The organism is Bradyrhizobium symbiodeficiens, from assembly GCF_002266465.3.
Classification (GTDB): Bacteria; Pseudomonadota; Alphaproteobacteria; order Rhizobiales; family Xanthobacteraceae; genus Bradyrhizobium; species Bradyrhizobium symbiodeficiens.
In genome coordinates, this window is sequence record NZ_CP029427.2 from 4323983 (window position 1) to 4347236 (window position 23254).

At 63.0% G+C, this 23254-nt stretch carries 25 protein-coding genes and 1 pseudogene; 15 read left to right on the forward strand and 11 right to left on the reverse strand.

The genetic code is table 11. The features are described from left to right. Positions 1 to 168 precede the first annotated feature (168 nt). A complete protein-coding gene (locus tag CIT39_RS20080) occupies positions 169 to 1497 on the forward strand; it encodes an LLM class flavin-dependent oxidoreductase (protein ID WP_094977522.1) in 1329 nt (442 codons plus the stop codon). A gap of 3 nt (positions 1498 to 1500) precedes the next feature. Here CIT39_RS20080 and CIT39_RS20085 read toward each other — a convergent pair whose 3' ends face one another. Continuing rightward, the gene (locus CIT39_RS20085) at positions 1501 to 1767 is read right to left on the reverse strand and encodes a Txe/YoeB family addiction module toxin (protein ID WP_094977521.1); all 267 of its coding nucleotides are present in this window, start codon (positions 1765 to 1767) and stop codon (positions 1501 to 1503) included. 5 nt (positions 1768 to 1772) lie between these two features. After that, positions 1773 to 2039 (reverse strand): type II toxin-antitoxin system Phd/YefM family antitoxin, encoded by a 267-nt coding sequence (locus CIT39_RS20090; protein ID WP_094977520.1) that lies wholly within the window; start codon positions 2037 to 2039, stop codon positions 1773 to 1775. Between the two features lie 238 nt (positions 2040 to 2277). On the opposite strand from CIT39_RS20090, the gene rpmG reads away from it, so the two are divergent. The 4 genes from rpmG to CIT39_RS20110 all read left to right on the forward strand — a co-directional run bounded on the left by rpmG (position 2278) and on the right by CIT39_RS20110 (position 5451). Further along, positions 2278 to 2445, forward strand: a complete 168-nt coding sequence (gene rpmG / locus CIT39_RS20095; protein ID WP_008139339.1) for a 50S ribosomal protein L33 — start codon at positions 2278 to 2280, stop codon at positions 2443 to 2445. A gap of 302 nt (positions 2446 to 2747) precedes the next feature. Further along, complete coding sequence (locus CIT39_RS20100) at positions 2748 to 3545, forward strand: DUF6064 family protein (RefSeq protein WP_244607403.1); 798 nt, start codon at positions 2748 to 2750, stop codon at positions 3543 to 3545. 114 nt (positions 3546 to 3659) lie between these two features. Next, positions 3660 to 4040, forward strand: a complete 381-nt coding sequence (locus CIT39_RS20105; RefSeq protein ID WP_244607404.1) for a DUF6789 family protein — start codon at positions 3660 to 3662, stop codon at positions 4038 to 4040. A gap of 190 nt (positions 4041 to 4230) precedes the next feature. Beyond that, positions 4231 to 5451 carry an acyltransferase family protein gene (locus CIT39_RS20110; protein WP_244607405.1) on the forward strand — a complete coding sequence of 407 codons (1221 nt, stop codon included), beginning with the start codon at positions 4231 to 4233 and terminating at the stop codon, positions 5449 to 5451. Positions 5452 to 5686: 235 nt separating this feature from the next. Here CIT39_RS20110 and CIT39_RS20115 read toward each other — a convergent pair whose 3' ends face one another. Beyond that, positions 5687 to 5848, reverse strand: a complete 162-nt coding sequence (locus CIT39_RS20115; RefSeq protein ID WP_155526029.1) for a hypothetical protein — start codon at positions 5846 to 5848, stop codon at positions 5687 to 5689. Between the two features lie 205 nt (positions 5849 to 6053). Continuing rightward, positions 6054 to 7292, reverse strand: a complete 1239-nt coding sequence (locus CIT39_RS20120) for an MFS transporter (protein WP_094977516.1) — start codon at positions 7290 to 7292, stop codon at positions 6054 to 6056. A gap of 129 nt (positions 7293 to 7421) precedes the next feature. Between CIT39_RS20120 and CIT39_RS20125 the strand changes: the two genes are divergently transcribed. Beyond that, positions 7422 to 8033, forward strand: a complete 612-nt coding sequence (locus CIT39_RS20125) for a TetR/AcrR family transcriptional regulator (protein ID WP_094977515.1) — start codon at positions 7422 to 7424, stop codon at positions 8031 to 8033. A gap of 166 nt (positions 8034 to 8199) precedes the next feature. After that, complete coding sequence (locus CIT39_RS20130; protein WP_244607406.1) at positions 8200 to 8778, forward strand: hypothetical protein; 579 nt, start codon at positions 8200 to 8202, stop codon at positions 8776 to 8778. A gap of 95 nt (positions 8779 to 8873) precedes the next feature. Here the strand turns inward: CIT39_RS20130 and CIT39_RS20135 are convergent, their stop codons facing one another. Further along, positions 8874 to 9788: a LysR family transcriptional regulator gene (locus CIT39_RS20135; RefSeq protein ID WP_244607407.1), complete on the reverse strand. Its 915-nt coding sequence runs from the start codon at positions 9786 to 9788 to the stop codon at positions 8874 to 8876. Positions 9789 to 10244: 456 nt separating this feature from the next. Here CIT39_RS20135 and CIT39_RS20140 point away from each other — a divergent pair. Further along, positions 10245 to 11032: pseudogene (locus tag CIT39_RS20140) on the forward strand (SDR family oxidoreductase). Between the two features lie 180 nt (positions 11033 to 11212). Here CIT39_RS20140 and CIT39_RS20145 read toward each other — a convergent pair. Together CIT39_RS20145 and CIT39_RS20150 are read right to left on the reverse strand one after the other, a co-directional pair. Then, entirely contained in the window at positions 11213 to 12412 is a 1200-nt protein-coding gene (locus CIT39_RS20145) for a serine hydrolase domain-containing protein (protein WP_244607408.1), read from the reverse strand. Between the two features lie 119 nt (positions 12413 to 12531). Beyond that, the gene (locus CIT39_RS20150) at positions 12532 to 13752 is read right to left on the reverse strand and encodes an ABC transporter substrate-binding protein (protein ID WP_094977513.1); all 1221 of its coding nucleotides are present in this window, start codon (positions 13750 to 13752) and stop codon (positions 12532 to 12534) included. Positions 13753 to 14048: 296 nt separating this feature from the next. On the opposite strand from CIT39_RS20150, the gene CIT39_RS20155 reads away from it, so the two are divergent. Then, a complete protein-coding gene (locus tag CIT39_RS20155; RefSeq protein WP_094977512.1) occupies positions 14049 to 14741 on the forward strand; it encodes a TetR/AcrR family transcriptional regulator in 693 nt (230 codons plus the stop codon). Between the two features lie 190 nt (positions 14742 to 14931). On the opposite strand, the gene CIT39_RS20160 is transcribed toward CIT39_RS20155, so the two are convergent. Together CIT39_RS20160 and CIT39_RS20165 are read right to left on the reverse strand one after the other, a co-directional pair. Next, entirely contained in the window at positions 14932 to 16305 is a 1374-nt protein-coding gene (locus CIT39_RS20160) for a PleD family two-component system response regulator (protein ID WP_094977511.1), read from the reverse strand. Positions 16306 to 16319: 14 nt separating this feature from the next. Then, positions 16320 to 16685: a response regulator gene (locus CIT39_RS20165; RefSeq protein ID WP_094977510.1), complete on the reverse strand. Its 366-nt coding sequence runs from the start codon at positions 16683 to 16685 to the stop codon at positions 16320 to 16322. A 239-nt stretch (positions 16686 to 16924) separates the two neighbouring features. Between CIT39_RS20165 and CIT39_RS20170 the strand changes: the two genes are divergently transcribed. From CIT39_RS20170 to CIT39_RS20180, 3 genes are read left to right on the forward strand one after another with little or no spacing between them, the layout of a single operon-like run. Next, positions 16925 to 17236 (forward strand): DUF3572 domain-containing protein, encoded by a 312-nt coding sequence (locus CIT39_RS20170; protein ID WP_094977509.1) that lies wholly within the window; start codon positions 16925 to 16927, stop codon positions 17234 to 17236. Beyond that, complete coding sequence (locus CIT39_RS20175; protein WP_094977508.1) at positions 17233 to 18522, forward strand: DNA polymerase IV; 1290 nt, start codon at positions 17233 to 17235, stop codon at positions 18520 to 18522. The genes CIT39_RS20170 and CIT39_RS20175 overlap by 4 nt, the downstream gene beginning before the upstream one ends. After that, positions 18522 to 18929: an ACT domain-containing protein gene (locus tag CIT39_RS20180; RefSeq protein WP_094977507.1), complete on the forward strand. Its 408-nt coding sequence runs from the start codon at positions 18522 to 18524 to the stop codon at positions 18927 to 18929. Before CIT39_RS20175 ends, CIT39_RS20180 begins: the two co-directional genes overlap by 1 nt. An 87-nt stretch (positions 18930 to 19016) precedes the next feature. On the opposite strand, the gene CIT39_RS20185 is transcribed toward CIT39_RS20180, so the two are convergent. Beyond that, positions 19017 to 19418 carry a RidA family protein gene (locus tag CIT39_RS20185; RefSeq protein WP_094977506.1) on the reverse strand — a complete coding sequence of 134 codons (402 nt, stop codon included), beginning with the start codon at positions 19416 to 19418 and terminating at the stop codon, positions 19017 to 19019. A 73-nt stretch (positions 19419 to 19491) separates the two neighbouring features. Further along, a complete protein-coding gene (locus CIT39_RS20190; protein ID WP_155526030.1) occupies positions 19492 to 20352 on the reverse strand; it encodes a cell envelope integrity EipB family protein in 861 nt (286 codons plus the stop codon). Between the two features lie 260 nt (positions 20353 to 20612). On the opposite strand from CIT39_RS20190, the gene CIT39_RS20195 reads away from it, so the two are divergent. The 3 genes from CIT39_RS20195 to CIT39_RS20205 all read left to right on the forward strand — a co-directional run bounded on the left by CIT39_RS20195 (position 20613) and on the right by CIT39_RS20205 (position 23191). Further along, a complete protein-coding gene (locus CIT39_RS20195; RefSeq protein WP_071913057.1) occupies positions 20613 to 21080 on the forward strand; it encodes a RidA family protein in 468 nt (155 codons plus the stop codon). A 5-nt stretch (positions 21081 to 21085) separates the two neighbouring features. Then, complete coding sequence (locus tag CIT39_RS20200; protein WP_094977504.1) at positions 21086 to 21832, forward strand: glycerophosphodiester phosphodiesterase; 747 nt, start codon at positions 21086 to 21088, stop codon at positions 21830 to 21832. Between the two features lie 120 nt (positions 21833 to 21952). Further along, positions 21953 to 23191: a GNAT family N-acetyltransferase gene (locus CIT39_RS20205; RefSeq protein ID WP_094977503.1), complete on the forward strand. Its 1239-nt coding sequence runs from the start codon at positions 21953 to 21955 to the stop codon at positions 23189 to 23191. Positions 23192 to 23254: the final 63 nt, after the last annotated feature.

Below are 23254 nucleotides of genomic sequence, written 5' to 3' on the forward strand. Positions count from 1 at the left end.
GCAGCCGCTGCGGCCCGATGGATTCCGGGCTCGCGCCAAGAGGCGCGCCCCGGAATGACGTGCTGAGAGACCATCCAAAAACAAAATAATCTTCCCGCCTCCCCCGATGGCGGAGTTCCCACTCATGCCTATGTCTTTCCCCAACGTCACCAAAACGGACACCGGGCGATGGCACAACGGCAACTCAAGCTTGGCGCGTTCATGCGCCCGATCAGCATCCACACCGGCGCCTGGCGCTATCCCGGGGCCTGGCCCGACGCCAATTTCAACTTCGGTCACATCAAGACGCTGATCAGGAAGCTCGAGGCCGGCAAGTTCGACGCCTTCTTCATGGCCGATCACCTCGCCGTACTGAACATGCCGATCAATGCGCTCAAGCGCAGCCACACCGTGACCTCGTTCGAGCCGTTCACGCTGCTGTCGGCGCTCTCGGCGGTCACCGAGCGGATCGGCCTGATCGCCACGGGCTCGACCACGTTCGACGAGCCCTATCATGTCGCGCGCCGCTTCGCCTCGCTCGATCATCTCAGCGGCGGCCGCGCCGGCTGGAACATCGTCACGACGTCGAACCCGGACGCGGCGCTGAATTTCGGCCTCGACGACCACATGGAGCACGCCGAGCGCTACAAGCGCGCCCGCGAGTTCTACGACGTCGTCACGGGCCTGTGGGATTCCTTCGCCGACGACGCCTTCGTGCGCGATGTCGAGAGCGGCCTGTTCTTCGATCCATCGAAAATGCACACGCTCGACCACCACGGCAAATATCTGAAGGTGCGCGGCCCCCTCAACATAGCTCGCCCGGTGCAAGGCTGGCCCGTGATCGTACAGGCGGGCGCGTCCGAAGACGGCAAGCAGCTCGCGGCCGAAACGGCGGAAGCCGTGTTCACCGGCGGCGGCAGCCTCGCCGACGGCCAAAAGCTCTACGCCGACATCAAGAGCCGCATGGAGAAGGTTGGCCGAGATCCTGAACATCTCAAGATTCTCCCCGGTGCCTTCGTCGTGGTCGGCGACAGCGTCGATGAAGCCAGGGAGAAGCGCGCGCTGCTCGACAGCCGCGTGCATTACGACAGCGCCATCGCCTCGCTGTCCGTCGTCCTCGGCACCGATGCCTCCGGCTTCGATCCGGATGGACCGCTGCCCGATATCCCCGAAACCAACGCCAGCAAGAGCGGCCGCCAGCGCATGGTCGACCTCGCCAGGCGCGACAAGCTGACCGTGCGCCAGCTCGCCCAGCGCGTCGGCGGCTATGGCGGGCTCTCGTTTGTCGGCACGGCCAAGACCATCGCCGACCAGATGGAGGAATGGCTGGTCGGGCGCGGCTCCGACGGCTTCAACATCATGTTCCCGTTCCTGCCCGCCGGCCTCGACGATTTCGTCGACAAGGTGGTCCCGGAGCTGCAGCAGCGCGGGATTTTCCGGAAGGAGTATGAAGGGCCCACTTTGAGGGAGAATCTCGGCCTGCCCCGGCCGAAAAACCGGTTCTTCGAGGCCTCATAGTTCTCAGTAGTGGTATCGACATTGGGCAATGACGAGTTGTTGCGCGTCATCCTTGCCTTGAAGGCGATACACCAGCCGGTGTTCGCCCGTGATGCGGCGAGACCACCAGCCGCGCAGATCATGTTTGAGGGGCTCCGGCTTTCCGATCCCCTTGAACGGATCTCTCTTAATGTCCTTGATCAGATCGTTGATGGCCGAGAGGATTTTTTCGTCCTCTTGCTGCCATCGCAGGTAGTCTTGCCAGGCGATCTCGGTCCAGGCGATCAGCATGTCGCCTAGCCGGTCGAGCCGGGCTCGATCAATTCATGCGCGACGAGTTTGCCTTCGTCGGCCTCCTTGATGGAGCGCAGAAGGCGTGCGGCATTGGCCGGGCTCTTCAGAAGATGGACCGTCTCCACAAGACCCTCATACTCTTCCTCCGAGAGCATCACCACGCTGCGGGCGTTCTGGCGCGTCACAACGAGAGGCGCGCGATCGTCGCAGACCTGATCCATGTAGGCCGCAAGATTTCCCCGCAGCTCCGTGTACGAAACGTGCGCCATAGCAATTCTTCCTCGTCCGCATTGTACAGATAATCGTACATATCATTGTACATAAGCTTTTACAAGAGTGACCGGCAGGTCGAGCGGCTCTGCGATAGCTCCGTTGATATCTGATGGGACCGAATTGAGTGGTTTTCCGGCCCCAAAACCTTGACATCAGGCGGTTTCTGGCTAGGTTGCCGGCCAACGTGGGCCGTTTGGCCCGCTCCAGATTCCTTTCATTCCTGAGGTTCAGAACATGGCCAAAGCGGTCACCATCAAGGTCAAGCTCGTGTCCTCGGCCGACACCGGCTTCTACTACACCGCCAAGAAGAATTCGCGCACCATGACCGACAAGCTGGTCAAGAAGAAGTACGACCCCGTCGCGCGCAAGCATGTCGAATTCCGCGAAGCCAAGATCAAGTAAGAAGATCAAGTAAGATCGCGGACGTTACCGACTTTGACGGGGCCCTTACGGGCCCCGTTTTCGTTTTCGACTCCGTTCGTGTCCCGGACGCGGTGCAGCATGCAACGCTGCTCTGGGATCCAAAACGCGACACGACACCATGCGGATACATGAGCCCCGGCTCTGCAGCACACCACACCGGACGATGCTTCGCATCGCGGAAACGCTGCGCGGCGTCCGGGGCACGAGTGCTGAGCTAGGCGTACCGTCGAAGTGTTGGCTCCGCCGTGCGCGCAGAGGACGACGTCGAAGCCGAACGATCCATGTCGACCTCGGGCAGCGAGCGGACCTCGAGTGACGACGTTGATCCTCATCAAGCGGCGAAGCAGCGCAGTCCTCTACGCTCAACCGAAATTGTCCAGGAGAAGCGCACCATGCTTCCCTTTACGCTTGAGCAGTTCCTCAACGTTTTCGCGACCTACAACAAGGCGATCTGGCCCGCGCAAATTTTGGCTTACGTGCTCGGAGCCGTCGCCGTGGCCGCCCTTTTTCGGAAAGGCCGTGCCTCCGACCGCATAGTCTCAGCCGTCCTTGGATTGATGTGGCTAAGCACCGGCATTTTCTATCACGGCGTCTTCTCCTCGTTGATAAACAAGGCCGCGTTCGCCTTTGGCGCCTTGTTCGTGGCAGAGGGCGCGGCACTCCTCTACACTGGTATCGTCCGCGATGGTCTTCGCTTCGCGATCAATTACGGCTTTCGAGCGGCGATCGGCGCGGGGTTCATTCTCTACGCATCTCTCGTTTATCCGCTGATCGGGATCGCGACGGGGCATCCCTGGCCGACGTTGCCGATGTTCGGAGTTTCTCCCTGCCCTGTCACGATCTTCACCTTCGGTCTGTTGCTTATGACGACCGGCCGCTTCTCGTACTGGCTTCTGGTGATCCCCTTCATATGGTCAGTCATCGGCGGGAGCGCTGCTATCCTCCTGGACGTTCGGCAGGATTGGCTGCTCTTGGCGAGTGGCTTCATTGCCGTTCCGATCCTCGTCATCGGCAACCGACATGCACGCGCCGCAGCTGACGAGGCCAGATTGACGCCTTCAATCGAATTGCGCCCATGATCGCGACGGGCAGCAGCGACCGCTGAGAACGGGCAACATGGCATGCCTTCAGGCAATAGGATTTGGAAGGCAGTCGTTGCAGGGGCGTGCGGAAGCATTGCGCATTCGCTGCTGATGTATTTCAAGTCCTGGGCCGGACTACTTCCGTCGTTCGAGCCCTACGAAAGTCTCCAGACGACGCTGAGCCATGTGACCGGCACTGCAATCCATCCCGTGGTGCCTTGGCTACTTTCATTCCTGAACGGCTCAACCTTCGTCAGTCTCGCCTTTGGACATCTCTATCGGTGGCTGCCAGGCAAGATCGGCGCGATCAAGGGAATGGCATACGGCGTGCTCGGATGGGCGATCATGGGGACGGTGTTCTTTCCCATGATCGGGCTTGGGTTATTCGCATTCCAGGCTGGACTCGGCATTTTGCCGGCATTCTTCTCGCTGGCGATGCTCCTGACTTACAGCGTAGTCCTGGGCATGGTTTACGACGCGCTCAGTTCCTGACTTGCTGGAATAGGAGATCACGCAACTCCGCTTTGGGCCAAACATGGCCGTTACTTTGCCGGCTGATCCTCCGTCCGTTGGTTCAGCTTCACAAGTGTGACCCACCTCGCAGAGGGCCATGACCGGCTTCTCTATCTCCAGCAGGATCGTTGCATGAATCTGGTCCATTGCCGTGAAGAGCCATTTGCCGTTGCTGGATCCGCTGCGTTTCGCCGCCGCCCTCGGCGTCGCCATTTTTCACCAGATGTTCTGGTCCTGGGCCTGGACCTCGATCGGCGTCCCCGGCTTCGAGCGCACCGTCGCCGCCGACGTTCTCTACCCCTCCGCTGCGCCCTTCACGTGGTTCGGCTGGGTCGGCGTCGAGATCTTCTTCGTCATTTCCGGCTTCGTCATTGCCAATTCCGCGAGCCAGTCTTCGCCGGGCGCGTTTCTTCTTGGCCGCGCGCTCAGGCTTTATCCGGCAGTCTGGGTCTGCGCCACCGCGACCTTGCTCGTGCTGCTGCTCTTCGGCAGCGGGCCGGCCTCCGAACTCATCCTGCCCTACATCCACGCCATGCTGATGGTCCCCAAGGGCGTCACGGGCCAGTGGCTCGACGAGGTATACTGGACGCTGGCCGCCGAGACGGCTTTTTACGGGCTGGTGTTTTGCGCGATGCTGACGCGGAAGATCACGCTGCGGCACCTGGCCTTTGGTCTCACCATCTACAGCGCGATGTTCAATGCCGTCGCGCTGCTGGTCGCGTCATGCACGACGCCATCCGACCTGCCCTATCTCGTCATCCTGATGTTCCGGGTGCCGTGCGCGGCATTCCTGCTGAGCCATGGCTGCTTCTTCGCGCTGGGGATCTGGGTGTTCATCTCCGCCAACAGGCAATTGACGGCGCTCGAACAGGTCGCCGTCGCCGTCACCTGTCTTTCGGGCGCCGTGGAAATCTATTTCTTCGCCGATTTCTTTTTGACGTCGATACCCGCCATCGCGGATCAGTCAGCCCTCGTTCCGATCATGGTCTGGGCGGCCGCGGTGCTCGTTATTGCCCTTGCCGCGAAACGAAGCAGGCGCTTGGCGGGCACCGCTTCTCCTGAAGCACCGGCGTATTTGAGAACGCTCGGGCTGATCACCTATCCGCTCTATCTCACCCACAACGTGATCGGCGCGGCGATCATTCGTGCGCTGGTCGACGCCGGGCTCGACGCCACCTCAGCCTTGTGGATCGCGCTGGGTCTGCTCGTCCTGGTCTGCTGGTTTATCTGCGCGAAAATCGAGCCCGCCGTGCGATGCGCCTTGATGCAAGCCCTCGCGCATTTTGGCAAGCTGCCGAAGAGGCAGTCTGCGTCCAGACGCCCTGCATTGGCTCGGGGGCCGCGCCTTCCGCTGCCCGTACCGGTGAAGGTGAACGTCGCGGCGTCGTAGCCAATGCTCCCATGAGAGTCTGTTGCCCTGCTACGCCGTCCTCGACACCCGACGAGAGCTGAGGTCGGTGTGTACTGATAGCGAACTGACGCCTCAGTCCGGCCGGGGATCACACAGCTCGTTGGAGGGTCTCTCGTCGCGCGAATCTTGCGAGGATCGGGCGCGTCCTATGCGCCGTTCTTCGTCAACCATCTCACTGTCAAATACGGACTTGCAAATACGGACTTGAGCGCGACTACTTCCAAATCAGTTTTAGTTTTCCGAGGAAAGCTTCAATGAAGTGCTCCATCCAACGTTCGTCCTCCGCCCGCTTTGCAATGGCGGCGTCTTGACGGTCGTAATCGTTGAATATTTGCTGACGGGGTGGAGGCGCGATCTTCTCATTGAGAATGAACATGCGGCCCTGCTTTCAACAGAGGCAAGTACCGGCACCCGCTAAAGTTCCCTCACCCAGCTTCATATATGGGAATTAAGTGCGAATTCGGTACGTTTCAGGAGCGCATTGGGCAGATCAGCCCTGGGGCACAAGCTGTCCGTCACGACTAGGCAGAGCGGCGTCCGCCCAGAGCTCGTCAGCCGACGCTAGCGACCAGACGCCGCCGTTACGCCGTCCCCAACACCGGCGCCGGTGGCTGCGACGGCCTGACGAGCGCAAACGCCACCTGCACGATGCCCCCTGCCAAGCCCAGCGCCACACCGATGCGCCAGGCCATGGTGTAGGAGCCGAGCGCGTCGTAGAGCACCCCTCCTCCGTACGCGCCGAGGAAGCTGCCGATCTGGTGACTCATGAAGGCGAGGCCCTGGATCATCGCCTGCCAGCGCAGGCCGAACATCTCCGCCACGGCGCCGGCGACCAGCGGGCCGACGCCCATCCAGAGGAAGCCCATGATGGCGCCGAACAGCAGCGTCGAGAACGGCGTCGCCGGCAGCATGAAATACCAGGCGAGCGCGAGCGAGCGCAGGACGTAGATACCGCCGAGCAGCGCGAGCTTGTTCCAGCGCTGGCCGGCCCAGCCGAAGAACAGCGATCCCAGCACGTTGAAGCCGCCGATCATGCCGAGCGTCTGCGCGCTCAGCATCGGATCGAGGCCGCAGATCGCGAGGTATGACGGCAAGTGCGTGGTGAGGAACACCAGTTGCATGCCGCAGACGAGATAGGCGCAGGTCATCACCACGAAGGACGCATTGCCGAAGGCGGTCTTCGCTGCAATCATCGCCGTGGCATCGACGATCTCGTCAGTCGCGGGCTTCGGCAGCGGGACCGCGTCGACGCGCCCGGCATACCAGGCCGCAGGGATCATCAGCACCGACATCACGACGAAGCCGGCCAGGCCGACGCGCCAGCCGAAGCCTTCGTTGAGCATCTGCCCGATCGGCGCCGACAGCAGCGCGCCGAGCGAGCCCGCACCGGAGACGATGCCGAGCACAGTGGAGCGCACCGTCGCAGGCACCGCGCGCGCCGCCACCGACATCGCGATCGCAGCCGCGGTGCAGGCGAGCGAGGTGCCGATCAGCACGCCGGCGCCGATCATGATGGCGACGAGTCCGTTCGCGGTCGCCATCAGAACGAGGCCTGCGATGTACATGAACGAGCCGACGATCATGATCGGACGGAAGCCGTAGCGCGTGGTCATCGCGCCGGCGAGCGGCTGGAGGAAGCCCCAGGCGAGGTTCTGCACCGCCAGCGCCAGCGTGAAATCCGAGATCGACAGATGGATGTCGTGCGTCAGCGGCTGCATGAAGATGCCGAGGCTCTGCCGCAGCCCCATGCTCAGCGTCAGCATGATCGAGGCGCCGATCAGGATGGGCAATGTCGGACGCAGGACCTGCAGCAGGGGCATTTTCGTCTCCCTCATGGGCACGGCGCAAATGCCGTCGTCTGCAATATCGGTTGATTTTGGTTACACAGACCTGTGTACTTAGGCTATGTTGGGCCCCAACTGTCAAGCCAAGAGGATGCGCTTCGCCGCATGGCTCCCCCGCCCGCCCCACAGACGATGAAAGAGCGGATCCTTCAGACCGCCGACAAGCTGTTCTATCTGCAGGGCATTCGCGCCATCGGCGTCGACACCATCGCGGCCGAGATCGGCATCTCCAAGCGCACGCTCTACAACCACTTCCCGTCCAAGGACGCGCTGATCGCGGCCTATCTCGAGCGCCGCTTCGTAGCTCAGCGCCCGTCCGACAAGCCCCCGGCCGAGCAAATCCTCGCCACCTTCGATTCGCTGGAGCGGCGCTTTGCGGCCAAGGACTTTCGCGGCTGCCCGTTCGTCAACGCCGTCGCAGAACTCGGCCCTGCCGACCGCGCCGTGAAGAAGATCGCGGTCGCCTTCAAGGAAAGCCGCCGCCTCTGGTTTCGCGATCGCCTGACCGAGCTCGGCGTGGCGGAGGCGGAGGCGCTGGCGACGCAGCTGGTGCTGCTGGTCGACGGCTCGATCGCGCAGGACCTCGTGCGCGATGATCCCGCGATGGCAAGAGCAGCGAAGCAAGCGGCGAAGGTGTTGTTGCGGAATGCGGGGGTGGATGTGGGGGATGATGCGAAGGTGGTGAAAGAACGCAAGGGTGTGACTGGGAATCCCTGAAGCAGCGTATTGGCGGGTCGGCTCCGTCCTCGCAGCGGACCTATAACGATGAACGCGGCATGGTGGATTGTGACCCGATACGGACTTTGGCTGCGATCCCTCTTTGTTAGGGATTGCTGAATAGCCTCTAGGCGCATGACGAGCCGGGCTAGTTCGAGGTTATTAGATGCTGAGCGTGATGCGAAACGCGGCGGTAGGGGCGCTCATATACGAGTTTTTATTCGACGTTTACCGGCTCATCGAAGCTGAGCGGGGGCATAATCTGTGGCTCCCTGATGAAGACGGCGTGCTGCGCGAAGCGTTCTGCCACAACTCCACGAGTTGCTGGGAGTGGAGCACTTCCGTCTTGGAGGAGGCCGGCGTCACCAAGACCCTGCAATCGCCCCCACCCGCTCTCAAGTTCATCAAGCCTGATCCGAACATGAGGAGTGCGTATAGCTACCCTTTGATGACCTTGGAGAAATGTCATGTCGCGGACTTTTCAGCGTTCGAGACCTTCGACAACTATTGCTACGCAATGTTCACCTTCTGGCAATTAGTCGGTCAAATGTCGGGGCGCGACGATGCCATCAATCTCACCGTTCTGTCTCCCCGCTTCTTGGAAGCGGTAGCAACCAAGGATGATATCTTCGTTTTCGAGGGCGTCTATCGCGTTAGAATTAGAGAGGATCGCTTCGAGCAAAAGGTGATGATGCGTTGGCGCGAGATGGATCTGCGCGTTTTTCGACGTAAGGAACACGCGTAGACGTATGCCACTTCTGAAGCATCAGTTCCGCTTGTGGCCCCATAACCGGCGTTGAATTTACAGCGGTGGAATCTCCGTTACTGGCGCGTCCGGACCTATGGACTGTGTCGGGCAACGCTGGCTCCACTGTGCCGCCGCGCGAAGTCGACGAATGCCTTGAATGCGGCGGTCGGGTTGCGTCGGCTCGGATAGTAGAGGCTCAACGGCGACAGGTTGGGCGTCCAATCCTCGAGCACGCGCACAAGGCGGCCTGCCTCGATGTCGTCTCGTACGTCGGATTCCATTGCCAGGGCCAAACCGGCGGACGCGAGGACTGCGGTGCGTGCGAGACTCGCCTCGTCGAGAGTGATGGCGCCCTGGACGTCGATATGGACCGATTGTCCATTCTTCTCGAACGGCCAGCGATGGATCGCGCCATTAGGGAGCCGGACGCGGAGACAAGTATGCTCGGTGAGGTCCTGGGGAGTTCGGGGCGTCCCATGCGCTTTCAGATAGCTAGGTGTGCCGACCACTACATTGCACCGCAGAGCCCCCAATGGGAGTGCGATCATGTCGGCCGGCACGAGGTCGGCACTACGGACGCCAAGGTCGAAGCCGCCCGCGACGATGTCAACCAAGCGCCCCTCTGTGACGATGTCGATGTGGACCTGAGGGTGAGCGCGCAGGAACGGTAGGACAAGCCAAGAGAAGATTTCCCGTGCCGCTGTAGGAAAGGCGTTAATGCGAAGTGTGCCTGAAGGCATGGCCTGTTGAGAGCGCGCGAGATCCATCACCGCATGAATGTCTTGCACGGCGGGCGCGACCTGCGCGACGAACTGCTGGCCTGCCTCTGTCAAGGAAACGCTCCGCGTCGTCCGGTTGAAAAGCCTTACGCCAAGCGTGCGCTCCAACTTTCCGACCGCATTGCTGAGCGCGGTCGTTGAGACCCCGAGCTCGATCGCCGCCGTTCGGAACTTACCTCGGCGGGCGACCATGAGGACGGCGCCCAATTCGCTCAGGCTGCTCTGCACATTGTCCCGATTTTCGTGATGAAACGTTCCGAATTGTCCTGATTATCGCGCTAGATGTCCATCGCTATCTTGGCTGGCAAGCGCACTTGCAGCCGCTCCAGGCGGCGACCGCAACAAGTAGCACAAAGACAATGTCGCTCGAATTACCTACCCCGGTCGCAGCGTATGTGGCTGCGAACGCCCGCCTGGACGCCGATGGCATGCTGAAGCCCTTCCCAGCCGACGCCGTCCTTCTCGACAACGGTGCCGTTTTTCGGGGGCGGGCTGAAATCAGGCGTTTGCTTAAGGAAGCGGTGGTGCCGCAAAGGCGATCTTTACGCCGGACAACCTCCGGCACGAGGGCGGTCAGGTCGTCCTCGAAGGTCCCGCCCATGGCGACTTCAAGGGCAGTCCGATCCGCTTCACCTACCGCTTCACGCTCGAAAATGACGCCATCAAAGCCCTGGAGATCACGTCATGAGCATCGCAGCTGATCCTACAGAGTTCGCGGGCAAGCGCGTGCTCATCAGCGGCGACAGCAAGGGTCTGGGCCGTGCCACCGTCGACCGCTTTCTAGCGGGCGGCGCCCGGGTGATCACCGCTGCCCGCGGAGCGATGGAGCCTGTCGACAGCGTCGAGTTCGTCCAGGCGGACCTGACAACTTCCGAGGGTGGGGAAGCACTGGCCAAGGCGGCGCTCGAGCGCATGGGCGGCGTAGACATTCTGGCCCACGTCATCGGCGGTTCGTCCACACCAGGCGGCGGCTTTGTCGCTCTCACGGACGAGCACTGGCTCTCCGAACTGAACCTGAACCTTCTGGCCACCGTCCGCCTTGATCGTCTCCTGGTTCCGCAGATGATCGAGCGGGGCGCGGGCGCGGTGGTGCACGTCGCCTCCATCCAGTCGGTCCTGCCTCTGCCCGAGGCGACGACCGCTTACGCGGCCGCCAAAGCGGCGCTCAGAACCTACAGCAAATCGATCTCGAAGGAGCTGGGACCGAAGGGCGTGCGGGTCAACGTTGTCTCTCCCGGCTGGATCATACCGAGTCCTCCGTCGAACTGTTGAAGCGTCTGCAGATCGCCAATGGCGGCACGATCGAGCAGGCACGGCAAGTCGTCCTGGATAGCCTAGGCGGGATTTCCATCGGGCGTGCGGCAGAACCGTATGAAGTCGCCGACGTCATCGCCTACTTGGCCTCGGATCGCGCTGCCTCGATCCACGGCGCCGAGTTTGTTATCGACGGCGGCACCGTCCCGACCGTCTGATCAAAGGAACTGGTCCACGCTTGGCCGAGTTGGCTTGGCGTGGACAGGCGCCGCCATGGCCTGATTGTTTCAACCTCTCTATCCGGACGCATTCGCGACGCGGCCTTGCGCTGCTGGTCGACGGCTCGATTGCGCAAGACCGAGTGCGAGGTGACCACAGCGTTAGCCGCTGTGGCCGCATCACACTAGCGATCTCCGCCCTTCGGCTTTGCGGTCGTCGTCCGGCTTGACCAAGCCATCCCGCAACGCGCCGTAGATCGCGTGTTGATACACCGGCAGCGCCCTGCGGCCGGCGGCGCCGCGGCCGGTCGCGATCGTGGCGCCTGAGTTCGCCGAAACGGGCACTTGATGCTGGATCAGATAGATCATGACAAGATCGTGCACCGGATCGGCTTGCCACCAGGTCCCGAAGATGCCGGGCCAGGTGATCGAGCCAGGCGCCCCGCACGCATAGGGATTGTCGACGGGATCTTCGGCAATCGAAAGCCCCAGTCCAAAACCGGATTTCTGCCACAGCGGCATACCCGCAAAAGGAACCTGGCGTTGGGCATCGGTCAGCCGGTTCGTCCGCATCAGTCGAACAGTCTCAGGCTTCAGCAAGCGAACGCCGCCGTGTTCGCCCTCGCCGAGCAGCATGCGCGCGAACCGGTGATAATCCGGCGCTGACGAAATCAAGCCACCCCCGCCCGGCGTATAGGCCGGCGGTTCGTCGTACATATCGGGCACGACTTTCGCGAGCCGGCCGCTCGCCTCGTCATATCTGTAGAGGCTGGCGAGACGGCTCCGCTTGTCGCGCGGAAGCCAGAAGTCCGTGCTGTCCATGCCCAGCGGCGCGAAGATCATCTCGCGGAGAACGCGACCCAGCGGCATGCCGAGGAGCCGCCCGATCAGGAAGCCGAGAACGTCCGTCGAATGGCCGTAGTGGAACAATTCGCCGGGCTGATAGGCCAGCGGCAACGTGCCGAGCGCGGCCAGCCATTCGTCCGGCGTCAATCGATTCATCGCGGGATCGCCAAGCGCCTCCTCATAGGCCTGCTTGAGGGGGCCCTCCGAGAAGAACGCGTAGGCAATTCCCGAACGGTGCGTCAGCAGGTCCTCGAGGGTGATCTCGCGCTGCGCGGGCACCGTGTCTTCCAGCGACCCCGCAGCATTTCGCAAGACCCTTGGCTCGGCAAGTTCTGGAATCCAGTGCGATATCGGGTCTGACAGCGCGATCCTGCCCTGCTCCACCAGCATCAAAGCGGCCACCGAGGTGATCGGTTTGGTCATCGAGGCGATGCGGAACAGGGTGTCCGGTCGCGTCGCCGTCCTCGTTTCGATATCGGACCAGCCCAGCGCCTCGGAGTGAACGATGTCGCCACGATGCGAGGTCAGGGTCACGATGGCCGCGAGTTCGCTCCGATCGATGAATTGCTGCAGCGCCGGGCCGACCTCGGCAAGCTTTGCGGGATCGAAGCCGCGAACGCGGCCGAGGACATCATCGCTCATGCAGGGACGCTTCAGTCCGCCCTAAACTCGTCGGTCAGGATCGGCCCGAATAGCACCCAGCGCTGCCCGTCAAACTTCATCATCTGGAATTGCTTGTTGATGCGATAGTCGTCGGGACTGGTGTTGATCGACATTCCCGGCAATCCCAGATCCGGCACGAAGCCTTTGATGCTGGTCGCCTGCTTCATGATGTTGGCGCGGGTGAGTTCGTCGCCGCATTGCTTCAGGATGTGGACCAGCAGCGCCGCCGTCGAGTAGCCATAGGTGGCAAAGCCGCTGTTGGCATCCTCGCCGGGCGCGTACTTTGCCATGAAGGCCTTGTAGCGCTTCATGCCCTCGTCATTGGCCCATTGCGGATCGAGCGGATCCTTGCCGTAGTTGACCGAGATAATGTCCTTGGCATTCTCGAGACCCGCCGGGACCAGCACCTGGCCCACGGCCGTCGCGTTGACCTCCAGGATATGGACGGGCTTCCAGCCGAGCTCCGCCGCCTTCCTGATCGATTGCGCGGCGAATTTCGGCGTGGACATGTTGTAGAAGAGATCGGCGCCCGACGCTTTCAGCGTCACCATCTGGGAATCGACGGTCGGGTCGGACAGTTCGTAGGACAACTCCTTGACGATCATGCTCGTCTTGGCGCCGAGCCCTTCCTTCAGGCCCTTGACGTAGTCTTTCCCGAGGTCGTCGTTCTGATAGAGGATGCCGATCTTGGCGTTCGGATAGTTCTCCAGGATGTACTTGGCGTAGATGTGCGCTTCCGACTGGTAGTTCGGATTGGCGGAGATCGTCCATGGAAAGTTCTTGGGGTCGGTGAAGCGCGAAGCGCCGCTTCCAGCCAGGAGTTGCGGGACGCCCTTGGCGTTCAGATATTTCTGCACGGCCGAGTTCGGCGGCGTCCCGATGATCTGGAACGTCGTGAGCACTTCATCGCTTTCGACCAGCTTGCGCACCTGCTCGACCGTCTTCGGCGGGCTGTAGCCGTCATCGTACTGGATGAGATTGATCTGGCGACCGTTGACCCCGCCCTGCTCGTTGATCATGCGGATGTAGGCGGCCTCCGCCTTGCCGATGGCCCCGAATGCGGACGCCGGGCCGCTCAACGGATTGGTCTGACCGATCTTGATCTCGGTGTCGGTTGCGCCGGTGTCGTATTTCTTTTGCGCAAAGGCGGGCACAGCAAGTGCGGTGCCGAGCATCAGCATGGCTGCTGCCATCGACTTCAAGCCGGTCATGGAGTCCTCCCAAGGCAGCCGGTCATCGCCAGCCGTTGTTCTGCATTGCGCTCACGCCAGCGTGCGCCGGACGATTGCGGAGTGTTGGCAACTGCCGGAAGCGTGGTCCGACTCCTCGCCAGTACCTTGGGGTCAGGGACAGGTCAAGTTCATTCATTTATCACTAAATGAATTTAAGTGGCACGACGGCCCACCCGCGGCTTGACCAGGCCGCGCCCGCATCCCATCGTGAAAGTGTGAATCGGCCGGATCAAACGCCGTCCTCCCGGACGCCTCCGACCAGGACGACGGAGACCATGCCAGCAGCGGTGAAACTCGAGGGACGCCGGACTCGCGCCGAGCAGCGGGCCGCGAGCATGAAGCTGATCCTCGACACGAGCGAGGAGCTATTCGCGCAGTTCGGCTATTTCGGGGTGACGATCAAGGACGTCGCCGACAGGATGGGCATCCATCCCGCGCTCATTCACTACTATTTCGATGGCAAGAAGGCGCTGTTCGACGCCGTGTTCGAACGCCGCGTGGGGTATGCGGTCACCTTGCGGACCGCCGAACTCGACGCTTACGAAGCGAGGATCAAGGGCCGGCCAACCGTCGAAGGCGCGCTTCGCGCCTATTACGATGGCGCCTTCGACGTCTATATCAATGACGAGGAAGCCTGGCGCAATTTCGGCCGCATCTTCGCCCAGGTCAACAACGCGCCCGGCTACGGCGCGGAGAAGATGGAAGCCTATCTCGATCCACTCGTGCTGAGGCTGATCGGCCTGCTGCAGAAGGCGCTGCCCGACGCCAAGAGCGAGGATTTGTTCTGGGGCTTCCAGTTCACCTCGGGAGCCTATTCGCTGCTCATGTCGCGCACGGGCCGCATCGACCGCCTTTCGAAGAATCTGTGTCGGTCCGATGATTTCGAAGCCGTTCGCGAGCGCTTCGTGACGTTCATGGCAGGCGGCTTCAACGCGCTCTACAAGCGGCGCAAAAGCAGGTCGCGCTAGCCGGTTCGCATCGCGACAAAGGCCCGGAAGCAGCAATGGCGTGCACCGCCTTGCGCAACAGTGAGGCGATGCCCTGTTTTGCCCGACGTGTCAAAAAGGCTCCTGCTGGCCTCACGCGTAAGCCCTTGATCCGACTAACGTCTTCTACTGTGCATGGGGTTGTTTTCGCACTTTTTGTACGACTGGCCGGTCACGCCGCCTGCGACACCACCCGGTTGCGCCCGTCGTGCTTGGCGCGGTACAGCGCGGTATCGGCGCGCTTGAGGACGTCGGCGACCGCCTCGCCCTTCTGCTCCAGCGTGGTCAGGCCGATCGAGATCGTGACCTCGATGCGCTTGGTGCCCTTGTGCACCGAGAACGGCTCGCCTGCGATCGAGCGGCGCAGGCGCTCGGCGACCATGCCGGCGACGTGGAGATCGGTCTCGGGCATCACGATGACGAACTCCTCGCCGCCATAGCGGCAGGCGAGATCGATGCCTCGGATCGACTTGCGCACTCGCACCGCGAATTCGCGCAGCACGTCGTCGCCGGCGTCGTGGCCGTAATTGTCGTTGATCGACTTGAAGAAGTCGATGTCCAGGATCATCAGCGCCAGCGGCTTGCCGCGGGTCGCGGCCTGCTCGGCGAGCGTCGCCAGATGGCTCTCCATGTAGCGGCGATTGTGCAGGCCGGTGAGCGCATCCGTGATCGCCATCTCGATCGAGTTCTGCACGTTGTCGCGCAAATGATCGGTGTAACGGCGGCGGCGGATCTGGGTGCGCGCGCGCGCCAGCAGCTCGGTCTTGTCGATCGGGCGCAGCAGATAGTCGTTGACGCCGATCTCGAGCCCACGCAGCAGCCGCGTCGAGTTCTCGGGGTCGGCGATCGCCAGGATCGGCACGTGGCGCGTGCGCTCCAGCGAGCGCGCCTGGCTGCAGAGCCTGAGGCCGTCGAAATTATTGAGGTCGAGCGAGACGATCAGCAGGTCGTAATTGCCCTCGGCGGCGTGGAACAGCGCTTCCGTCGGGTTCGGCTCGACGTCGATGGTGTGCTCGGCGGCGAGAATCGTCGCCAGCCGCTCATAGGAGGACTCGCGGTCGTCGACCAGCAGGATGCGGCCGCCCTTGCCGGTGTCGGACACAGCGCTGCGCTCGGGCGCCTGCATGCCGATCTCGAGCGAGGTGATGGCGCGCATGCGCAGCTCGTCCGTCATCATCTTCAGCCGCGTCAGCGAGCGCACCCGCGCGATCAGCACGACGTCGGAGACCGGCTTGGTCAGGAAATCGTCGGCGCCGGCTTCCAGCCCGCGATTACGGTCGGACGGGCTGTCGAGCGCGGTGACCATGACGACGGGAATGTGGTGCGTGGCCGGATCGGTCTTGAGCCGGCGGCAGACTTCGAAACCGTCCAAGTCGGGCATCATCACGTCGAGCAGGATGATGTCGCATTCGGCGCGGCTGGCCATCGCCAGCGCCTCGGTGCCGTTCGAGGCGGTCATCACGTCGAAATATTCGGCGGAGAGGCGAGCCTCCAACAGCTTGACGTTGGCAGGGACGTCGTCGACGACCAGGATACGCGCGGACACTGTGAACTCACTTCCTATCCGATAAAACGCCGGACCGTCTCAATGAATTTGCCGACCGAGATCGGCTTGGACAAATAAGCCTCGCAGCCGCCCTCGCGGATGCGTTCTTCGTCGCCCTTCATCGCGAACGCGGTGACCGCGACGACGGGAATGGAACGCAGCTCCGGATCGTCCTTGATCCAGCGCGTCACCTCCAGGCCGGAGACCTGCGGCAATTGGATGTCCATCAGCACGAGGTCGGGCCGCAGTTTTCGAACGAGATCCAGCGCCTCGTAGCCGTTGCTGGTGCCCGTGGTCTGGTAGCCGTGCGCCTCCAACAGGTCGCGGAAGAGCTTCATGTTGAGCTCGTTGTCTTCCACGATCAGGACGGTCTTAGCCATCCCGCCCTCCTGATTGGTCCGCAGACCGGTACATGTAACGCCTCAGACGCCGCTTTCCGGCGTTTTGAAAACTGGATTCAAACTAGCCTCAGATTCGCTTGAGTTTCGTTAAACCCGAGGGGCGACTTTATGCGATGTGGTTTCCAGCTGCTTGCCGGGTCGGAAGACTTGGGGCCGAGACTCGGGCATGATGACCCTAAAGTAGACACCGAAAGTTAACGGAAAGGCAAACCGTCCCCTTGAAAAAGCCTGTTCACAACCCTCGCGAAGTCGCTGAAATCGTTGCGATTCAGGCGCTATCCTTTGTTGCGGGCGACCCTGAAAGGCTGGGCCTGTTCCTGGCTGAGACGGGGGTGGGTCCGGAGACCCTGCGTAATGCCGCCGCCGACCCCAATTTCCTCCTCAGCGTGCTCGATTTCGTGATGCGCGACGACGCCACCGTGAAAGCCTTTGCCAGCTCGGCGGAACTGCATCCAACCAACGTCGCAGCGGCGCGGCAGGTCCTTGGCGACGCGCTGGGTGATCGCTCCTGGGAGCACGACGTGCCGTGACCGCTCCTGAGGCGGCCGGCCCCCGCTGCTTCTGCCGGGATTGTCTGGCCGACCTGGATTGTGGCATGCGGCGCTGCTCCGCGTGCGGTTCCCCTCGCCTGGTCCGCCACCGCGCACTCGCGGGCCTGACCATCGCCCACATCGACTGCGACGCCTTCTATGCGACGGTCGAGAAGCGCGACAATCCCGACATTGCCGACAAGCCGGTCATCATCGGCGGGGGAAAACGCGGCGTGGTCTCGGCCGCCTGCTACATCGCGCGCACCTACGGCGTGCGCTCGGCCATGCCGATGTTCAAAGCCTTGGAAGCCTGTCCGCACGCGACCGTGATCCCGCCCGACATCGCAAAGTACGTCCGCGTCGGTCGCGAGGTGCGGCAGGCCATGCAGGCACTGACGCCACTGGTCGAACCGCTCTCGATCGACGAGGCCTTTCTCGATCTCTCCGGCACCGAGCGGGTGCACGGCATGATCCCGGCCAAGGTGCTGGCGCGCTTTGCCCGCGAGGTCGAACGCGACATCGGCATCTCCGTCTCGGTCGGCCTGTCCTGCAACAAGTTCCTGGCCAAGATCGCCTCCGACCTCGACAAGCCCCGCGGCTTCGCCGCGCTCGACCAGGAGCAAGCGCGATCGATGCTTGCCGAGAAGCCCGTCGGCTTCATCTTCGGCGTCGGCCCCGCCACCCAGGAGCGCCTGGGGCAGCGCGGCTTCCGCGTCATCGCCGACCTGCAGAAGGCCGACGAGATCGAGATGATGCGGCAATTTCCGAGCGACGGCCGCAGGCTGTGGCGGCTCGCGCGCGGCATCGACGACCGCCGCGTCGAGCCCGACCGGGGCGCCAAGACCATTTCCAGCGAGACCACCTTCGAGACCGACATCCGCGATTTCGCGACGCTGGAGAAGATCCTGTGGCGTCTCTGCGAGAAGACCTCGTCGCGGCTGAAGAGCAGCGAGCTCGGCGGCTCGACCGTCACGCTGAAGCTCAAGACCGCCGATTTCCGCCAGCGCACCCGCTCGCAATCGATTGCGGCGCCGACCCAGCTTGCCGCAAAGATCTTCGCGATCTGCCGCGAGATGCTGGCGAAAGAGATCGACGGCACCGCCTTCCGCTTGATGGGCGCCGGCGTCAGCGCGCTGCGCGAGGGCTCGGTCGCCGACGACACCGACATGCTCGACCGCCGCGCCGCCCATGCCGAGCGCGCGGTCGACAGCCTGCGCAAGAAATTCGGCAGCGCCGCAGTGATCCGCGGCATCGCGTATGATGGGCCGGAGAAAGCGCAGGAGTGATGAAAGGTGAACGTGACCTCACCGCGCTGCTGAGACACATGAAGCCGGAGCTGCGGCCGGGCACTTTCGTGTTCTGCACGATCGCGGCGAACGAAGGCGTTCCCGCAGCACTCAATCCGCTGCTGATGTTCCGCGAGCAGGAAGGAACGACGCTCGTGATGCCTCGCGAAGAGGCTGAGGCCGCAGGACTACGCTACGCATTCCCTTCACGCCTGATCACCCTGACGGTTCACTCCGCGCTCGATGCGGTCGGCTTCCTGGCGGCCATCACGGCGCGTCTGGCCGAAGCCGGCATCAGCGTGAATGCGGTTTCGGCCTTTCATCATGACCATCTGTTCGTGCCTGCTGACAGAGCCGACGAAGTGATGTTGCTGCTGCAAGAGATGTCGGATGCGAAGCCCTTGTAGCCCGGATGGAGCGCAGCGCAATCCGGGGCGGAGCAGCCTCAGTGGCAGGCTTCCCGGATTACGCTACGCTCCATCCGGGCTACGACCTCAATCCGCGACCGCGATCGCCTCGATCTCGATCAGCCATTCCGGGGCGGCGAGCGCGGAGACGCCGACGAGGGTCGAGGCCGGCGGCTCCATGCCCTCAAAGAAGGCCGAGCGGGCCTTGCCGATGATCGGGCGCAGCTCCGGTCTGTAGTTCACGACAAAGGTCGTGATCTTCACGATGTTGGAATAGCTCGCGCCGGCCGCCTTCAGCGCGTGCCCGAGATTCTGCATCACCTGCGTGGTCTGCGCGGCGATATCGCCTTCGCCGACGATCCGCCCCTCCTCGTCCACAGCCACTTGGCCGGAGATGTAAATGGTGCGTGCGCCCGTGGCGGTCACGACGTGGGAATAAGCGGGATTGTTGTGAAGGCCGCTGGGACGGAGATGGTCGAGCTTGGGCATGGGCTTGCTCCCGGAGTTTGTGGTTGGGAGGGAGCGTAGCCGGAGAGTGCCACAAGGGCTAGACGTTTCGCCCTCAATTACAGGGCTTGCTGTCCTTCACGTCGAATTTCCCCATCGCGCCCGAAATCACAAAATCGTTGTAATCGAGCATGAGCTGGCGCGAGACGCCGTTCTCGTAGAGCTCGAACGACATCGCATAGACCGGCGTCTGCTCGCCCTCTTTCTGCTGGGCCTCGCGGTCGAAATAGCTGACCGTGACGGGCCAGCGCTTCAGTGATTTCATGTGCTCGTCGGAGGTCGACGGATCCGGCGAGGCGGCGCGGTCGGTGGGGATCGGCTGGCCGATCACGGTCAGCGTGTTGTAGACTTTCTGGCCATCGTCGGAGCCGTCATAGACGGAGAGTTCGAGCAGCGACTTGCCGTCCTTGGCGGCGGCGATGATGCGCTGGATCTGCTCGGTCGGGAATACGATCTTGCCGTCGAGGGTGAAGCTCTTGGGCGCCGGCAGCTTCAGCTTGACGTTGATGTGGTCGCCGTCGCGCTCGGCCGAACCATCGACGCGGCCGGCATCCGCCTCGTTCATGCGGGTCTCGATCTTGAAGCGGTAGCTTTTGCCCGCGGCATCTTCCCAGGAGTTGGAGCGGAGGTCGCTGAGCGTGACCTTGCCCTCGCCGCTGTCGAGCTCGGAGACCTGGCGGAATTCCGAGGTGTAGCCCTCGCACGAGCTTCCGGTGAAGTTGTAGAGGATGCGGCCGCGCGCGCTGTTGACCGAGTTGGAGCGCGATTTCACCAGGCTCAGGTCGTAGAGCGCCTGATGCGCGAGGAACGGACCATTGGCGGCCTGTGCGGCGCCGCCAAGGGCTAAATCGCCAAGGCCCAAACTGGCCGCGGCGAGCGCCATGACACCGAGCGAAGTCCGGAAAAGGTGCACCATGTCTGATCCTTGGAGACGCGTCCTTGGGTAATCCTTGGGGATGCGCAGATTCGACATTTTACTGACCGTTCCATTGCGTCGCAACTGAGGCCGTTTCACGTAAAGTTGCGGCCCTGCCGTTGAACCTGCGGCCTCGCCTCGACAAAAGGCAGCCTCTCGCGGGTTGCTTGCATGTAGCGGCACGATGGGCGAAACAGGGCGCGGCCGGCCTCCGACGGATGCGCCGGGGCGAATGGAATTTCTGGACAACGAGGGCGAACATGGCGGGCACGGTCGAGCAAAAGCTGGCGGAACAGGGCATCAAGCTGCACGAGGCCCCCACCCCCGTGGCCAATTACGTGCCCTTCGTGCGCACCGGCAATTTGCTGTTCGTCTCCGGCCAGGTCTGCTTCGACCCCTCCGGCAAGCTGATCGCCAAGGGCAAGCTGGGCGCCGGCGTCTCCATCGAGGACGGCGCTGCGGCGGCCCGCGGCTGCGCGGTCAATTTGCTGGCCCAGGTCAAGGCGGCGCTGGGCGACCTCGACAAGGTGGTGCGCGTGGTTCGCCTCGGCGGCTTCATCAACTCGGCGCCGGACTTCCTGGACGGACCGAAGGTGCTCAACGGCGCCTCCGACCTGATGGTCGCGGCCTTCGGTGACAAGGGCCGCCACGCCCGCACCACCGTCGGTGTCGCCTCGCTGCCCGCGGACGCGGCGGTCGAGGTCGAGGGCGTGTTCGAGGTCGCCTGACGAGCATGCGCGCTCCGGATTGGCTGACAGCCCGGCCGGTCGCCCATCGCGGCCTGCACGACATTTCCCGTGGCATCGTCGAGAACATGCCGGGCGCGGTGCAGACTGCGATTGCGGGCAATTTCTCGATCGAGGTCGACATTCAGCTCTCCGCCGACGGCGAGGCCATGGTGCATCACGACCATGCGCTCGGCCGACTCACCGAAGCCACCGGCGAGGTGGTGTCGAAGACCGCCGCGGAGCTGAAGGCGGTCAAATTCAAAGACACGGACGAGCGAATGATGTCGCTCTCCGACCTTTGCGCCATGGTCGCCGGCCGCGTGCCGCTGGTGATCGAGGTGAAGAGCCATTTTGATGGCGACCGCAAGCTGGTGAAGCGGATGGCCGAGGTGCTGGCGGCCTATCAGGGGCGTGCCGTCGGCATGTCCTTCGATCCCGACCAGGTGCTGGCGTTGCGCGAGCTGTTGCCCTCCCGCCCGCGCGGCATCGTCGCGCAGCGGACCTATGAGGACGACTATTGGGCCAAGCTCACGCAGCCGCAGCGCGACAGCATGCTGTACCTGCGCCACGGCTTTCGGACCCGGCCCCACTTCGTCGCCTTCAGGGTCGACGACCTCCCGGCCCCCGCCCCCTGGATCGCCCGCAACGTCTTTGGCTGTGCCCTGCTCGGCTGGACCGTTCGCACCACGGAGCAGCGGAGGCGGGTCGGGCAATATGCCGATCAGATGATCTTTGAGGGGTTCGTGCCGTAGGCCTCGCTCGCGTCCCGGACAAGCCGCAACGCGCAAGCGTTGCCGCGCTGAGCCGGGGCACGAGAGTACCAGCCCTCGCCCCCTTGAAGTCGCTGCTGCAATGCACGATCTTGGACGACGATGGCATCATCTGAAATCACGCTCGAGGCCGTACCTTCCATTGGCGAGGTGTCTGCCGAAGATTGGGACGCCTGCGCCAATCCCAGCAGCAAATGTGGGCTTGGCGCGGGAACCTCATCCACCCTTCCAGGCGATTCCATTGGGCTCTCAAAACCCGCCTATAACCCGTTCGTCTCACACGCCTTTCTCTCGGCCGTCGAGATATCGGGTTCGGCTACTATCCGCACCGGTTGGGGACCGCGGCATCTCGTGGCCAAGGTCGATGGCCGCGTCGCCGGGGTCGTGCCCTGCTATCTGAAATCGCATTCGCAAGGCGAGTACGTCTTCGACCGCGGCTGGGCCGACGCTTATGAGCGCGCCGGCGGGCGTTACTATCCGAAGCTCCAGGTCTCGGTTCCCTTCACTCCGGCGACGGGCCCGCGCCTGCTGGTCCGCGACGGCGTGGATCGCGAGCGCATCATGGACGCGTTGGCGAGCGGCCTCGTGGCGCTATGCGGCGTCAGCAAGGCCTCCTCCGTCCACGTCACCTTCGCGCGCGAGGACGAATGGAAGCTGCTCGCCGAGCACGGCTTCCTGCAGCGCACCGACCAGCAGTTCCACTGGCGCAATGAGGGCTTTGCGAGCTTCGATGACTTCCTCAGCACCCTGAACTCGCGCCACCGCAAATCGATCAAGCGCGAGCGGCGCGATGCCCTCCCCGCCGGAATCACCATCCACTGGCTGACGGGCAAGGACATCACCGAGGATGCCTGGGACGCCTTCTTCGAATTCTACATGGAGACCGGCTCGCGCAAATGGGGCCGGCCTTATCTCACACGCGAATTCTTCTCGCTGATCGGCGAGACCATGAGCGAGGACGTGCTGCTGGTGATGGCCCGCCGCAACGAACGCTGGATCGCGGGCGCGATCAACTTCATCGGCTCGGACACGCTGTTCGGCCGCAACTGGGGCGCGGTCGAGCATCACCCGTTCCTGCATTTCGAGGTCTGCTATTACCAGGCGATCGACTTCGCCATCAAACGCGGCCTCACCCATGTCGAGGCCGGCGCGCAAGGCGAGCACAAGATCGCGCGCGGTTACCTGCCGCGCACAACCCATTCCGCGCACTTCATCGCCGATCCCGGCCTGCGCCGCGCCATCGACGATTACCTCAAGCGGGAGCGCGCCTACGTCGCCGAGGCGGGACGGGAGCTCGCCGAGCTCGGGCCGTTCCGCAAAGGCATCGACGAGGCGCCTTGACGGTTTGCTGCGGCTGGTGACAGTAAGCGCAAAATCCAAGCGCAAGTTTCTCGGGAGCCGCCC